The 15838-nt window shown below is 42.6% G+C and carries 10 protein-coding genes; 2 read left to right on the top strand and 8 right to left on the bottom strand.

From position 1 onward, the window contains the following. Nucleotides 1–440: 440 nt before the first annotated feature. The 4 genes from L1286_RS21405 to L1286_RS21390 form a co-directional block, all read right to left on the bottom strand. A complete protein-coding gene (locus L1286_RS21405; protein WP_235409088.1) occupies nt 441–800 on the bottom strand; it encodes a response regulator transcription factor in 360 nt (119 codons plus the stop codon). Nucleotides 801–884: 84 nt separating this feature from the next. Beyond that, complete coding sequence (locus L1286_RS21400; RefSeq protein ID WP_235409087.1) at nt 885–3038, bottom strand: putative bifunctional diguanylate cyclase/phosphodiesterase; 2154 nt, start codon at nt 3036–3038, stop codon at nt 885–887. Continuing rightward, nucleotides 3038–3643 (bottom strand): hypothetical protein, encoded by a 606-nt coding sequence (locus L1286_RS21395; RefSeq protein ID WP_235409086.1) that lies wholly within the window; start codon nt 3641–3643, stop codon nt 3038–3040. The genes L1286_RS21400 and L1286_RS21395 overlap by 1 nt, the downstream gene beginning before the upstream one ends. A gap of 251 nt (nt 3644–3894) precedes the next feature. Further along, a complete protein-coding gene (locus L1286_RS21390; protein ID WP_235409085.1) occupies nt 3895–4311 on the bottom strand; it encodes a hypothetical protein in 417 nt (138 codons plus the stop codon). 765 nt (nt 4312–5076) lie between these two features. On the opposite strand from L1286_RS21390, the gene L1286_RS21385 reads away from it, so the two are divergent. Continuing rightward, the gene (locus L1286_RS21385) at nt 5077–8670 is read left to right on the top strand and encodes a hypothetical protein (RefSeq protein ID WP_235409084.1); all 3594 of its coding nucleotides are present in this window, start codon (nt 5077–5079) and stop codon (nt 8668–8670) included. A 144-nt stretch (nt 8671–8814) separates the two neighbouring features. Here L1286_RS21385 and L1286_RS21380 read toward each other — a convergent pair whose 3' ends face one another. The 4 genes from L1286_RS21380 to L1286_RS21365 form a co-directional block, all read right to left on the bottom strand. Continuing rightward, nucleotides 8815–9717, bottom strand: a complete 903-nt coding sequence (locus tag L1286_RS21380) for an HvfC/BufC family peptide modification chaperone (RefSeq protein WP_235409083.1) — start codon at nt 9715–9717, stop codon at nt 8815–8817. After that, complete coding sequence (gene bufB / locus L1286_RS21375; RefSeq protein ID WP_235409082.1) at nt 9714–10706, bottom strand: MNIO family bufferin maturase; 993 nt, start codon at nt 10704–10706, stop codon at nt 9714–9716. Before bufB ends, L1286_RS21380 begins: the two co-directional genes overlap by 4 nt. 9 nt (nt 10707–10715) lie before the next feature. Then, a complete protein-coding gene (locus tag L1286_RS21370; RefSeq protein WP_235409081.1) occupies nt 10716–13007 on the bottom strand; it encodes a ferritin-like protein in 2292 nt (763 codons plus the stop codon). Between the two features lie 428 nt (nt 13008–13435). Further along, nucleotides 13436–13576 carry a hypothetical protein gene (locus L1286_RS21365; protein ID WP_235409080.1) on the bottom strand — a complete coding sequence of 47 codons (141 nt, stop codon included), beginning with the start codon at nt 13574–13576 and terminating at the stop codon, nt 13436–13438. An 854-nt stretch (nt 13577–14430) separates the two neighbouring features. On the opposite strand from L1286_RS21365, the gene L1286_RS21360 reads away from it, so the two are divergent. After that, nucleotides 14431–15768 carry a fibrinogen-like YCDxxxxGGGW domain-containing protein gene (locus L1286_RS21360; RefSeq protein ID WP_235409079.1) on the top strand — a complete coding sequence of 446 codons (1338 nt, stop codon included), beginning with the start codon at nt 14431–14433 and terminating at the stop codon, nt 15766–15768. Nucleotides 15769–15838 lie beyond the last annotated feature (70 nt).

Here is a 15838-nt window from a genome sequence, read left to right as displayed (position 1 = left end):
AGTTTATAGATCGCCAATATGCAAGTTGGCTGTGTATAGAGAAGGTATTTGCTATAGTTGACGGAGCACGTTGATCTTCACGTTTGGCGCCCTTTTTATATGCGTCTATTTTATTCAAAACTCATGGGGAACGGTGAAAATTGCACTGGCACCGCCGTAAAGGTAACAAACCCTGTTTACATATTCTTACTCTTGTTGTCTCCTAGCCAATAAAACATGAGATATGAATACTCAGAGTTCTGCCCGTTAGGAAGTGGCTGTTGTGTACAATGCCCGCAACAGCATCATTAATAGTGAGTCAAGCTGACTCGGTGTGTGAGTGATATTGAGGCGACAAGACAGCGCGCTTGTAGACAAACCTTCCTGAGCGCACAGTTTGGGTGAAGTGGGCACAGTCAGTAAGAAAGCGTCTTTAAAGATATGAAAGCAAATTTCCTATGCTATGTATCACTTGTTCCAGTGAGAAAATCTAGCAATGCACTCTTGAAGTGTGGCTTTTCCAATAACTTAACACCCCATTCCTGACACTTATCTTTCATAGGAAGCTGTTTATTAGCTGTCAGTAATGCAATTTTAGCAGTTGGGCAGCGTGCTTTAGCTTTAATGATGACTTCATCTCCGGTGCCGCCTGGCATATTAAAATCAATGGTAAAAATATCATAATCCGTCGTTTCTAGAAGCGCTATTGCATCTGCGGCACACTTGGCTTCTTCAATCTCGATGTCTGGGTATTCTTCCTTTAATACTTTTTTTATTTGTGCTCGAGCCACTAAGCTATCGTCTACGACCAGTGCTTTCATCAACGCTCTCCCGTGTTTATTAATATTAATTAGTTTAGGATAAATCTGTACATTCGTTAAAAACATCATGTTGTTTGTTTGGTTTTATAGAGACTCAGCATTGAATGCATCAAGCCATACCAAAAACTCATCAACAGGCATTGGCTTTGCAAAGTAGTATCCTTGAATAACGTCACAGTTTTCAGCCGCCAAAAATTGGTTTTGTTGTTCTGTTTCGACGCCTTCGGCGATTAAATTGAGTCCAAGGTTTTTGGCAAGCCCGATGATGCTTTTGCAAACCAGCGCGGCTTCTTCATCATTCGGTAGATCCACGATAAAGCTGCGATCTATTTTTAGTGTATGCAATGGGAACCGAGTTAAATATGCCAGTGATGAATACCCCGTGCCAAAGTCATCAATGGATATTACAAAGCCTTTATCAACTAAGGTGCGAAGTAACGAGATGGTTTCGTCAGTGCGTTTCATCAACATGCCTTCTGTCAGCTCTAGTTCAAAAAAGTGAGTATCAAGTTGATAGCGCGTTAACACAGCCATAAATCTTTGTGTGAAAGTGTCACTGATAAATTGCCTCGGTGAAATGTTTACACCCATGCGAAAGTGTTGAGGTAATACATGTTTATAATTAGCCAAAAATTCACATGCTTGTCCCAGCACACTGTCAAATATTTGTTCTATAAATCCGCTATCTTCAGCAATTGGAATGAAATCTACTGGTGATATAAAACCTTTGGTAGGGTGATACCATCTCACCAGCACTTCAGCGCCATGCAATATCTTTTTGTCAGGTGATAATTGAGGTTGAAGTACAATGGAAAACTGTGCTTTTTTAACGGCGATGCGTAGTTCTGCCTCAAGCTCCAAACGTTTTTTAGCATTTTCGTTCATCTTTTCAGAAAAGAACATGTAGTTATTACGTGATGAGTCTTTCACTGCATACATTGCGGTATCAGCACATTTAATGAGGTCATAGGCTGTTTCACCACTTTCAGGGTAGGTCGCTATGCCCAAACTCCCTGTTACGAACAGTTGATGTCCATCAATATCGAAAGCAGGCTCAAATAGAGTCACTATTTTTTCAGCGACACGGGCAGCATGCTCTTTGTGCTCTAAATTCTCTAACAAGATAACGAATTCATCCCCGCCAAGCCTCGCCACAGTGTCCAGATCTCTAATACCTTCATTGAGTCTGGTTGAAACAGATTGTAGGAGTTTGTCGCCAATATCATGGCCCAGCGTATCGTTAATGATTTTGAAGCGATCCAAGTCTAAAAATAAAATGGCGACATTGTTATCAAAGCGTTTGGCCCTACCTATTGCAGATTGGATTCTGTCCATCAAAAGGGTGCGGTTTGGTAAACTGGTAAGTTCATCAAACTTAGCCATGGTTTCCAGCTGTTGTTCATATTGTTTTCGTTCTGTTATGTCTCTCAAAACAACAACAAAGTGGCGCTGCTCTGACAGCTCGACAGTACTGACGGAAAGCTCTGCAAAAAAGCTCCCATCTTGACCACTTGGGGTCACTTCTAATTCTATAGAGTCAGCGTATTTAGCCCAAAGCGGCAACATAGCTGCCATCTGATTCACGCCGCCATTTTCATCAGACAACGGTTTATTTTTATCTTTGAGAAATTGGTGAAGATTGATGTTGCTTAAGGAGGTTGACGCGCTATTTAGCAGTTCGTTGGCGGTGTGGTTAAACATCTGTATGCTGCCGCCCGCATCAACGATAATAATGGCGTCTTTTACACTCTCAAATATGCCCCTGATTCGCTTTTCTTGTGCCTCAATTTGTTCGGCTTTGAGTTGCGCTTCACTGGCGAGTTGGTGCAGGGCTGTTTCGCGGTTTACGCTCTCAGATATGTCGATTATTTCTATCAAGCAAAATTGCTCGGTAACGTTAATGGGTTTAATTTTGACGACTTGAGAGATCAGCGTACGTTCTGTTAAGGATTGTTTGTCACGATAAAATGGGAAGGGGGCAGGGTTCAGTTTATTTGACAAGATAGCTGCACGTCGTAGGCTTAGTGCTTTCTCCATAGCTTTATTCAGGCGCGGTGGTAGATCTGGAAACACTTCATGGATAAACTTATCTTCAACGGCTCCTTCAACGGTGGCATGAATTTTTATCCAATCATTAATAAACAATATTCTTCTTTCACTGTCGATGACAATCATACCAACATCTGTTCGATTGATTGCCTCAATCAAATATTCTGGGGACGTATTGCTCTTTCCCATTAAAGCCCCAATTCTGACAGCATTTGATTGGTTTTCTCTAGAAAATCTTCAATGACGAGAATATCTTGTACAAATAAAATATCGCCTCTTACTTGGCTATCTTTAATTTCAAAGTGCATACCCACAGACATGACTGTGTCACCAACATAGTATTTATCAACGAGGTCTTGAAAAGTACCAGAGTAGGCCATCGGCATCGCGGTGCTTATTGAAACGTGCATCATGTCACTAATTGACGTAATAATGGCATCTAGAATAATGCTCGATATTTCTGTCAGGGACTCAACTTCTAGTGCGGTTAACGTATCTGCACCACTGGTTTCTTTCAGCACTTTTCTTACTAAGTTCAAGCTATGTTGTGCAGGGAACAAGAGAATGCCATTGCACTCCATCTCTCCTTGTATTGGTAATACCACAGCAGTGACATTTCGGCTGGATTCTATTTGAAGCTTACTGAAAATTGCGTTTTTTTCGAACAAGTCGAAACTTGGTACCGACATCAAAATTTCTTCATTAATCATATCATTAAGCTCAACAATGGCTTCACCCAACCCAACATTGAACAGCTCTTTAATATAGTCTATTTGTAATTCTGATAGTTGCATCCAAGTACCTGCTTAGTTTGGATATCTTTGACATGTCAGTGAGACAAACTTATATAGCAAGCCTAGCAAACTTTTATTGTAATACCAGTTGACTAGGCAACAATTAAATATGAGGACAATGAAATAAACACTTATTGGTTAATGGGGAAGAACGCACCACATAACCGCGGGTGAAGGAAAGTTCATCGTAAGGGCGCTTATAGTCTGTCTTTGTCTTGTACCTTTATCGCCTCGTCATTGTACGTACTCAGTTAACTAAACAGTGTTTTAACTTGATCCCACAAACCTAGTGATTCATCAGGGAAAATATCAATACCTAGCCAGGATTTAAGTAAATAAAGGATAACAAAAACAATTCCGAGCGCGATGAATCCAACAATAAGCAAGGCGGTTATAAAAGCCAGTGCCGCAGTGAATCGTTCCGAAGAACTTAAGTTACGTTTATTCACCCCACCAAGAAAAACAAAATAAAAGCTCCAAGGCAAAAATGGCAGCGCGAGTGTGGGACGAAAATCAATTTTATGGCTGTTCCAATCGCGAGTATTGATGACTTTTTGCAGCGCTTTACGCTGTTTATAATTAAAGCTGGCGGCGACTTCAGGATCCATTTTACTGAGTAATTGCTTAACATGAGCATGGCGATCCTGATTGGGTTTATTGCTTGTCATTTGGCCTCCTTAGCCATCGAATCGATATGTCATTGTCACTACATCTCGTTCAGCAAAAAAATCACAGCATGTTGTACAGAGAAGGGGGCGCATGCTTTTGGCGAACGCTCAGTTTTACCGCTGTAGGGTAAGTTTAGTTCGATAATTTCCACTATCAATTGCCACGACTAATTAATTCAGTTCCATACACATTAATCTCTTTGGACAAGGCGAATGTGTGTGAAAGTTAATGTCATTGCGCTTTGTATCGTTCCCCTCAACGGGGAGCTGCATAGATTTAGTGCGTTTCGTCGGCGCCACTTGCCTAGAGAATACGCCAATGTCGCCGGCCGTTTGCTAAGCACGTTACAGTAAATAATCACTAATGTGTCTTGTGTATACAAAAATGGTCGGCATGAAAATGTCAAAATATTGATATATATAAATATATTTTGGCATTTTGTCTGTTTTATTAGTTTTGTCCTACCTTGCGTACGAAAGGAAACTTTCATTAGTTCGGCTGGTACGAAGCACAATCGTTCAGCCACTTTTTTCGAATGATATAAATGTAGCATGTATTGTATTTCGCAATGTCACTGGCTGGTGGTCTGTCTTGTTATTTCGATGTCGGAATGGCGAATCATATATGAAACAAAGTGATTAATGAGGGGGCAATGTGGTTTTGTCGCTTGGCAGACATGTATAAAGTCTTTTTGAATGTCATAAATAAAATAGGTACAATTGTCCCGATAAAACGAATTTATAACTAAAATGGATTTTTCTATTATGAAAAACTTTAAACACTCCTCCGTCGCCTTGGCATTGACTTTGGTGCTAACAGGTTGTGGTGGCTCTTCGGGCTCGGACAATAACCTATCAGAACAACAAAAAATCGAAAACCAAGCATCTGAGACGGTGAGCAATGCGCAGGGTAAAACCTTCGCTGAATTAGAAAGCGCGGCCAATCAACTTGTAAAGAGCCGCTATTCAGGCATTGATACTCAGGCCCAAATTGAACCCGCATTAGTACAAAAAGCACTTGCCCATATGTTCGATGACTCAGCGAGCTCATTAACCACGTTTGAGCTTCCTGCGATAGAAAACCATGTATCCAGTGATGGCAAAATTGATGGTACACAAGCCTGCTTTGTACAAGGTACAGTGAGATATTCTGGCCAAGTTAACGAGTCAGGAGAAGGAACGGCAATTGCGAAATTTACTGATTGTGTCAATTTCAGCGGCCAGAAGGTTTCAGGTACCATTACTGTTAAAGTATCCCAGAGTGATGCGGGTAAAGTGGAGATGGGGGTGTATGTTGATGCATTTGAAATGTCATACAACGAAAACTCTGAAAAACTGACTGGCAGTGTAAAAGTAACTGCGGACCCTAACAGTGCTGGCAATGCCTCAATCAGTCAAAACTTATTGATTGAGGACCAAAGTGGCGATCAGGTGCTGTCTCAACTGTCATTTAAAGAGTTGGATTATTATAGCTCAACAGAGAGCTTCACGATGACTGGCACTGTAAAAATTGGGGATGCTGGGGTTGTTTCAGTAAGTACTGCTGATCTGCGTGGCGATAGCCCTCACTTTTATGATGGAAAAATTAAGTTTTCAGGCCTTAATAACAGTGCGACCATTGAATTCTCGAATTATCAGACAGCGTATTACGTCGATTCTGACTTAGATGGTCAATATGATTTTGGTGCGTATATTACTGATATTTACAAGTTTATGGCAGGACAGGAGGCAACTATTAACCCTGTTGCTATCGATCTTATGTCCTTACCGCCGACTGTATATGCGCCTTATTATTACGCCAATCATCAAACGGATACCACTACGCCAATTACGGTACAAACAGGTGATTATTATGATTCAGATACGCCAATTGAAGAATTGCAAGTCAGCTTCGCATGGTACTTGAATAATGAATTAATTGCGGATCAAATCACCAATACATTGCCTGCTGGTATTGCGGTTTATGGTGACACCTTAGAGGTGGCAATGAGCGTCTCTGATAGCGCAAACACGGTTTTGAGTAACCGGATTGCAATTGAGCTAGCAGATGCACCGAGTTATATTGAGGTGACTGAGTTGCCACAATCAATTTCTCCAAACCAGCACATAGAGTTTGCTGTGATGACCATTGACCCCGATAAGATTCATGCACCAAAGGTGGGGACTTTATTGTCTGGACCATCTGGTGCCGTGGTTGGCGAAGATGGCAAAATTACGTGGACAGCACCAGCAGAAACGCTGTTTTCTTCACAAGATTACTTTTTTAACTTTGCCACAGGTGATGAACAAAATCCTGCAGAATCATCTATTTCTGTCACTGTAAATACAGCAAAGCCATTGCCAATTGCTCGTTCGGGCATCGAAGTACCGAAACGCGATGGCAACATTATTATTGGCGATTTCGATGGCGACCAAAAGAATGAAATCCTGACAACGGATAATCAATACCGAGTGACCTTGTTGACCAATGAGAACGGTGAACCAGAACAAAAGTGGTTGTATCCATACTCGTTACCGACAGCTGGAACCATTCAACAACTTTTTGCTGCTAATATTGACAGTGACGCTGAAAAAGAAATTTATGTCCTGACAACAAAAGGTTTGAGTGTTATTGATGGATTAAATGCGCCAGCCCGAGAACTCATTTCTTTCGAAGGCGATATTTTATCTGGCGCCCTTGCAGACATCAATAATGATGGTTTACCTGAATTGGCGGTTATTCGCAGTGACGATAGTGATTATTACAGCTCTAAAACGCTGAGTGTACACAAGCTGGACTCTGGCCATGAAACGCTATTTGAAACGAATGTAGACGACGCTAATGCAATCGAGATTGCAAATGTTGATGAAGACCCAAACCTTGAACTCGTGGTTAATACAGGGCTAGTTTACGACATGGCGTCTTGGGAAAACCAATGGCTGAGTGGTAACTCGTTCGGCCACCGACTTTTAACGACGGCTGATTTAAACGGTGATGGCATTGATGAAATCGTTGGTTATAACAATGGGATTGTCGTGTATTCGGCGGTTGATAAATCCCAGTTAGCCACGTTAGAGGAACATGATCTTTGCTCCATTACCGCTGATAATATCGATGATGACGAGAGTGATGAGCTCATTTTAGGTGATTGCCAATGGGGTAATATACACGCCTACAATTTTAAGAGTGATAAGTCGTTTGAAAGCTTATGGACGGCGGATAAGGTCGATCATGGCTCAAGTTCTTTACAGGTAGGTGACAGTGATAATGATGGTAAACCCGAATTGTTATGGGGCACAGGGATAACGTCTTCAGGCGCGGATATGTTAGTTACAGCAGACATCGATGCGGGGGGGGTAACAGTGAGAAGCGATCAAATCGCCCCGCAACTAGGCACGTTTACGCCTGCTGGGTGGGCTAAAACAAATGAAACCACTGAAAGCGCTATCTTCTTTTTACCCCGAACAAATTCTGGTTACGATGGGAGCCGTGTTGCGCACATGAGCAAACGGGGCGACTTAACGTTGTCGGATGTGATTTCAAGTAACTGGAGTGGTCACAAAGCGTCGATCACAGCTGATTTTAATAACGATGGATTGACGGAGCTTCTAGTACCTAACACCGAAACATATACAACGGGGCTTGGTATAATGGAGCTGGCAACGCATACGATTACTTATCAATTACCCGTTGATTCAAATGATCAATTGATCACGGTTGATGCCGCGGATGTCAATGGGGACAATGTGAAAGATGCTATGTTTGGCACGAATAATTCTGTCAAACTCGTCGATACATACAATCAATCTATGGTGGCAAGTTACACTGTATCAGGCTCACTGCGTGATTTTACTACGCACTTAAACGGATCACTGTCTATGGTGGTTGCCACTGACAATCTGAGCTTGCTAGAACTCACTAATGGCTCATTATCAGAGAAAAGTACCATAGAGCAAATATGTACCCAGGTGGAGTATTTCAATTATGACAGTGATGCAGCACTTGAAATTGTGTGCTTAAGCAATACTGATAGCTATTATTCAGACGTGCAATCTGAAATCTATGTCTTTGACATAAACAATGAGCAGTTGGAGCAAGTACACCACAAAACATTAGCAGAAAATGTCGTTCATTTGGCGGTGTCACCAACCGAGGACAATAATCAAGGGTTGATACTAGTTACGCAAACTGGACGTGGTTATTGGGACGAAGATACCTATGCTCATGTTGTGTTCACTGATTCAAAAGGAAATAAGATTAGCCGTAGCCCTAAGCTACCTGGTATGTCTAATCGAGATGGGTTAAAAGTGAGACTCGACGACAACGGAAAGCTGAATGTGTTATTGACCACATCCAATGCGATGTTTCAGATACACTAACTATTAAAGTCGTGGCCCTGTTTTTTGAACAGTGGCCACGTAATCTGTTTACGAGCAGAGTACCATTTTGTGAAGCATGTGCAGTACCCAGGCGCACTCTGCTATTCATGCTAATCCGATTATCCAGTTTTAAACACCTTCGACTTAATATGAAGCGTTGGCCATCGTTAAAGCCGGGCTTTTTAACCGTTCTACAACCAGCAATCCACACGCAACTGCGGCGGGTAACCACATCGCCAGCTGAGATCTAAGTTGAGTCGGGTCGAGCCCTTGTCGATGTGCACTTTGAATGATTGCCTGCTCGAATGAAATTGCTTGATTGCAATGCACTAGCAGGTCTGCTTGCCATTGGGTCAGTGGTTGAGTAACCAGTCGATAATTTTGTCGGCTCAGAGCGATGTAACGAGTTTCTCTTGGGGGTAATGAATGGGCTATACCGTTTTCAAGCTGAGTAATCAATGGCAGTAGATCATATTCACTCACCAGCAGGCGTAAACAAGGTGGTGCTATCAAACTCAATGAAGCGCAACCTCCGAGCAACTCGAATTCATTGAACGCTGTATGCGTTGTCGGAATATTTTCCAGCCCATCAGCAAGTAGAACTTCTGCCTTTGCGCGCTCGAATCGCGCTAATTCAAGTGGCACATCAAACATAGTTGTTTGCTGTTCATCAAAACGCCCCTGTGGGCGTGTGTTGGTCAAAAATCTGACGAAGGACTGTCCCAGCGTGTGTAACGTAAATGAGCGTGATGGTAATGTCACGATGTATGCCTTCGCAAAGACTTCAAACACTTCAGAGCCCATAAAAGTACAAAGCAGCGAAAACTCGCACTTGAGACACTCCACTAGACGCATAACATAACCTGCCGCATAGATATCAATTCTTCGCTGGGCGCTTAGCTGCGATGTCGACTTGATACACTGTTCGAGCGTTAAACCATCGCGTTGCGCTGCGTTTGCTAACTTTTGTGGCAGGTCACCTCTTGAAATTAAAACTTGAGACAACCAGTGCTGTAATTGTTCGAGTTCTGGCGTTGAATGAGTCATGTTGCTACCGGCTTTAAGCTGTGTACTAGGTCCGTATTGTGATGCATTTCCTGTACCACAGGTGTCGAAAATTGAACCTGTGTGCTCTGAAGCACACTTTGTAAGGGGAGCTCTCCGTTGTGCACCGTTTTAGCTTTGTTCAGTTCTACCACTAATTCTTCAAATGGCGGAATATTGGCGTCCCACTCCAATAGCGTTGATACTCCGCCAGTTAGTTGCTGGGCTAAGGCATACAGCTCCCAGACGCGTTGAGGGACAGGTTGGTCATGAGTGTCAATGAGGCAGTCTCCACAGTCACTGGGTCCTGCTACGTGAATTTGTACAATATGGTGATGGGGCAAAGCTTTAATGTATGAGTGAGGATCAAACCCATGATTAAAAGCGCAGACAAAGACATTATTAACATCTAAGAGCATGTTGCAGCCAGTCGCACTCACCAGTTCGGTAAAAAAGTCTGGTTCGCTTAGGCTTGAATGGCAGTACTCTAAATAAGTCGATGGGTTTTCCAATACAATGGGGCGCTCTAGCACATCCTGGACTTGATTTACGCGGCGAATAACATGTGCGAGACTCTCTTCATTGAGGGGCATAGGCAGCAAATCATGACTGTTGACGCCTGCAACGCCAGTCCAACACAAGTGATCCGATATCCAAACAGGATTTACGAAATCACTCAGTGCTTTGAGCTTTTTCAGATAAGTATAATCGAGCCTATCCGTACTCCCGATGTTCATAGATACACCATGCATGATAATGGGGTAATGAGCTTTTAGGGTTTCAAGCACATGACGGCCGTAACCAAAGTTATCGATGTAGTTTTCGCTGATAATCTCAAACCAATCGACGGGCCTTTGTGCTGTGTGATCGACCTGATTCATTAAATGTGGATAATGCTGACTTCGTAACCCCACGCCAAATCCAAGGTTTTTCTTATTAGATATAGAGGCCGCAGTATGATACTGCGCCTCTTTTACGTCGTTTTTTGACATTATGTTGGCTCATGTCGAAGGAGGAAGAGCAAGGCGAATGTCATCCGCATCGGGTGGTTGGGGGATATCCCCGGTTTGTAGGTCTACCAAACCATGCGCGTTGCAATATGCTTGCCACGCAATTTTGTAGACTGCATCACCCTCTTTGTAAGGCATTGGGGTCGTCTGCCGATTGGACGCACAAACTTGATGCTCATCTCCTTTATCTGGTGCAATATAGCTGATGGCCTCAAAGTTGTGGTCTTTGCCATAAAACCGAAATAGCTGCATTTTATATCCATCGCTGTCGTCCGCTGGTAAAGATGGGAATAATTGTGATGCGGATATCGGCACGGCACATCCCCCTAAATTATTGCACTTGTTATCCGCTGGCGCGCTTTTAATCCCTTGTGCACCACTAGAACCACAGCTACCTCCTGACGTTGTACTATGCACAAATCCACACCCACCTTGCGCTTTACAGTCATTCGAGCCTTTACAGCTGTGATAAACTTGAGCAGGGGGCAAGCCTGTGTCATCAGAGGTATAACTCATCCCTTGACAGGCATGATAAAGCACATCGTCTTGCGCAGGCATAATCCCTGTGACGAGATCAGGAGCTAAGCCCGTTGTCGCCCAACAAATGGAGACCCTGTCACCTGACCCACCCATCGCAGGACCTGGAAATTCACTGGTTTTACCTGACCAGTAGAGATCAAGGGTTTTAGTCAGTCCTTTGAGTGTACCCACTGCGGATTGACTGAATAACTGATGGGTATCGGAGAGGCTTTTTTGTGTTTGACTCAGTTTATTTAATGCCAGCGTAACTTCTTGTGCACTGGGTAGATCTGGGTGCTTAGCTTTTGCCGCATCGCCACCATGCGGGTCCAGCATACTAGGTTGCCAACGGTTCCCTTCATTGTGCCAATCTCTCCAAGTCATGTATCTTTCATCGTCTTTATTACTCGCGTCACTATATGTAACAATCAGCTCTAGAGTTTGTTGAAAGATAAGAAAGTGATCTTTACGTTTGTTGGTGATCCGTGCACACGCGGTACCAGAGATGGGGTCGCCAGGGTAATCGTCTTTTAATGCTTGCTCATTGGGTTGGAATTTAGGCTTAACAGTATGATCATCTTGATTTTGCTGCGACAGCAGGGTGCTCAATACTCTTTGTGCCCATGGTTCGTGACTCCAATACTGACAAATCATCATTGCTACGCCATTGCCTTCACCTTGATCTGTAATTGCATTTACATTGTTCATGAGCTTTTCTTTTAGCGCATCATAACGGTGTTCAGTGGTATCGGTTGTGTTCAAATCGCCGTCGATATCTGGGAATTGCGCTTGGTATTTGTCATCTCCAGGGCGTACGTTGAAGTAATCACGCTGCACGGGTGCTAATAGTTCATCCAATAAACTACGGCCATCGCTATATTGAATTTGTAGGTAATTCCAGTAGCACAGATACATATGACCGATAGAACCAAATAAGGGAAGGTTTGACTCGGTGAAACTTGGCTCCCACCAATCATATGGGGCGTTTTCAAAATATTTTGGACGGCCGTCTGTGCCAGGTTTTAAATACTTTGATTGGATGATTTTTTTGGCATCTTCTTCAGTCTCTTCGATCAAGAGAAATAGCAGCGCTTGTTCTTTATTAAGCTCAGTGGCATTGACCCTCAGGTCTTGCAAGCTATCACCAGAAAAATGAGCTTCAAAATAGGCCTTTACCTGCGGGCTCAGTTTGGCTAAGTCGCTGTCACAGTCTCGGAAGTCTAAGACATGTGGGATCATGGTTTGGTTGTTGTAACAATGCCAACCAAACTGTTTATCTATCAATGCTGAGCTTGTAAACGAAGGGGTGACCCCCAATTTGCTTGCCATGTTAGATGCCAGTTGAAGATGTAACATTTCCTCTATGAAAACGCTGTAGACCCCATTAAAAACTTGTTCATTCACTGATAGCGTATTGGTTAAGGGGGGATTAAAAGTGACGTCATGGCCTAGTTGTCGCGCTTGGGGGATAGAGCCGGCTTTGGCTGCTAACCCGGGCCATTGACGTCCTGGGTAGAGACCCGATTCATCACCGATTGGGTGCATTCCATAAATAGAGTATAAACCAGTCATGTAGAGAGGTATGGTGAATAATTCGACATTAATCGCGGCTTGCGCGATGGCTTTGATACAAGAGATATCTGCTGCTTTATACTGAATGTCTCGATTTTTAATCTTTTGTTCCTGCGAAGCCGTGATCCTGAGTTCAGGTTTTATCCCTTTAGTTAATCCGGAAAGTGCTTCTGTGTTGATTGGTTCGTTCATGAACTCGCTCCTTTGTGACGGTAAGCCGCCGTCAAAATTAGAGGTTTGGCTGCGGCGCTCTAAACGTAGTTCACTCGGATGTCGATTACTATTACAGGTTATTACGTGGTGGTTGCTCGTATGCTGACCCGTTAAGTAGGTGGTCACATGGTGTATTTACACATGCTATTTAGCATATTAGGCAGCTCACTATGACGTTGCGAGCGAATTAGGGAAGGGCTCTGCTGTGTCGCTTAATTTTGAGGGGTTGGTAATTGCTTACTTATGTTCTGTATAGAACATTTATAGAGCTTATACGATTGAGTTAAGATTAAAATATATCTTATGTGACAGTCAAAAAATGGATGTATACAACGAATCTGTATCGTGAAAAAGTGACCGCCACGCAGATGCATGATGCAAATGGGCGGTCATTTGGTAGTGGCTGCTTAACTTTCTTTGGATTCTTTCTCTTTTAATTTTCTATCCTGGTCAAAGTGCCATTTGACGGCAAAATATCCAGCTATGCCTAATGCGATTACTTTTACCGCCATGAAAATATAAGGAAAAAAATCTGACCAATGCTCCATCGCATATCTCCGTGCTATTAAATATCACTTTCTTTAGTTATGAGCGGCGCAGAAAACTAACACATTCAATGTTTACCACAACACCAACTACTATATCGAACACCGCATTCAAGCGTAATCACTATAGAGCGCGCTTAAATTTTGACGTTCAACAAGTTATTGTTTGCTGGGTCATACCAAGACTTGACTCAGATCAAAGAAGCTCGCTCGTGGCGATAATATATTCATCTGGTCATAGCTTGTCAATTTTTAATTAGAGTTTATAGAACATTTAGTAATTACTGAAACTTAATTGTGACCTAAAACAGGTTAATGGCTACTCGCCACATCAATCTTGACGTGCACGCAAAAAGTACAGGTGATCCCATTCTGCATACACACTAGGCTAAGGGGTTCACTTATGATGATTATTTTGCCAAATTTATATAATTCACACCTTCAATATTCCGTGCCTGAGTCCACATCATAAAAATAACAACTTTATTTTTATTTATTTAATTTTACTTAATTTAAAATACTTTGTTAAATTGCGTTGTTTTCTTGTTCAGTCCCTCAATAACATTTACGGTCTATCAATGCTAGCTTTTTTTGTTTTTCATATTAGATAATGTATTTATTCATTAAAGCTTTAAAATAATAAATTAATACTATATCCATGCGTAAAAATACCCATATAATCAGATTTGTTGGTGGGTTTTGACTTCTGTTTTTGATTTTAATCAATAGTTTGACTTTACTTTGTTTCTTATTTAATTCACCAAAGATACTATTTTAAATACTCTAATGAGTATGGCTAGCAAAACGACTGCTCAACCTTTGAGCGGATATATCATCGTGTCATTTTTAAGGAGATAATGATGCTAAAAAATACCCTATGGCTTTCTCTATTTGCTTGCACTAGTGCAATGGCGGCTAATGAATACGCTGAGGTAACAGCAAGTGACGCTTGGAATGTTGTGAATAACACCAATGGTAATCTTGTTTTCACAAGTGCCCCAACAGACATAGAAGCAGAGGCGGGTGTGATCGCGCTTAAACAGTCTGCTGGTGGTGTGGAAATCAAATTCCAAGAATGGTCTTACCTTGATGGTGCACATGGCGCTGAAGAGTTGGCGATTCTATCACTTCCAGCGGGTCGTCAAACATTGGCAGATGGCACAGTTATCGAGGTCGGTACATTCAAACTGGGTAGTGGTGAAAACACCGTGAGTTTTGGTGAAAAGTTTTCGAAAACACCACACCTTTTCCTAACTGGCCAATCTAATGATAATGCGAAAGCGTATGTTACGCGTGTTCATGGCGTTACGCAGCACGGCTTCATTGCATTGAAACAAGGTGAAGAGAAAGCGTCAAATTTACCGGTACAGGAAACGGTTGCGTACCTTGCTATCGTATCTCCAACCAATACTGGTAATATTGGTGGACAAGACTTTGTAATCGATCAAATTAAACTTGACCACTCAGCAGCATCTGAGGCGACCTACGGCCTATACCTTCAAGAAGAGCAGTCCAAAGATACTGAGCTAACGCATATTGTTGAGCACGTGAATATCCTGAACTTTGGTAAGCATGTTTTTGCTCAAGATGTGACTGCATATGGTCGTGACACAGTTGCACCAAGACTAGCTCAAGACTTTGCTAAGCCTCCGGTTGGTAGCTCATGCGCAGCCATTCAAGCACAAAGTCCGTTAGCGGCAAGTGGCTACTATACGATTACCCCCGCCAACTCAACCCCTATTGAAGTTTACTGTAATATGGATAAAGAGTCAGGTGGTTGGACATTGTTCGCGACACATAACACATCTCTTAAATCTGTTGATGCGGTTGAAGTTGTGAAGCACGACGGCTTTGGCGTGATGAAAGATGCAAATTGGCAAGCAGTTAGAGACAGCATGCAGTACGGTATCATGTTTGTGGACGGTGCTGGAAACGTTGGTATTGTCGAAAAAGACGCACTGCTTAATGCATCATGTATTAAGCTTAATCAGACAGACTCTCTAGCAAACAACCCAGCACCATATGGACGCTTCTGGCATACAGAAACCTCAGGGTGTGGTGGTTCTGGTGGCGATTACAGTGAAGCAATCCTAAACGTGGGATGGTCACATGTTTATAATTTCACCGGTGCATTCAGCAAGTGGGAGTTTAGCGGTGGTTATACGGCAGGTATCGTAGAGTATTACATTAAGTAATGGCTGTTCTGGCGCACCTACCTGGGTGCGCCAATAATTAAGAATTCATACGTCTTCAACTTCTCTTTCC

The organism is Pseudoalteromonas sp. SMS1, assembly GCF_021530565.1.
Lineage (GTDB): Bacteria > Pseudomonadota > Gammaproteobacteria > Enterobacterales > Alteromonadaceae > Pseudoalteromonas.
Note: the sequence above shows the minus strand (reverse complement) of the source record. Positions and strands in the feature narration are given on the sequence as shown.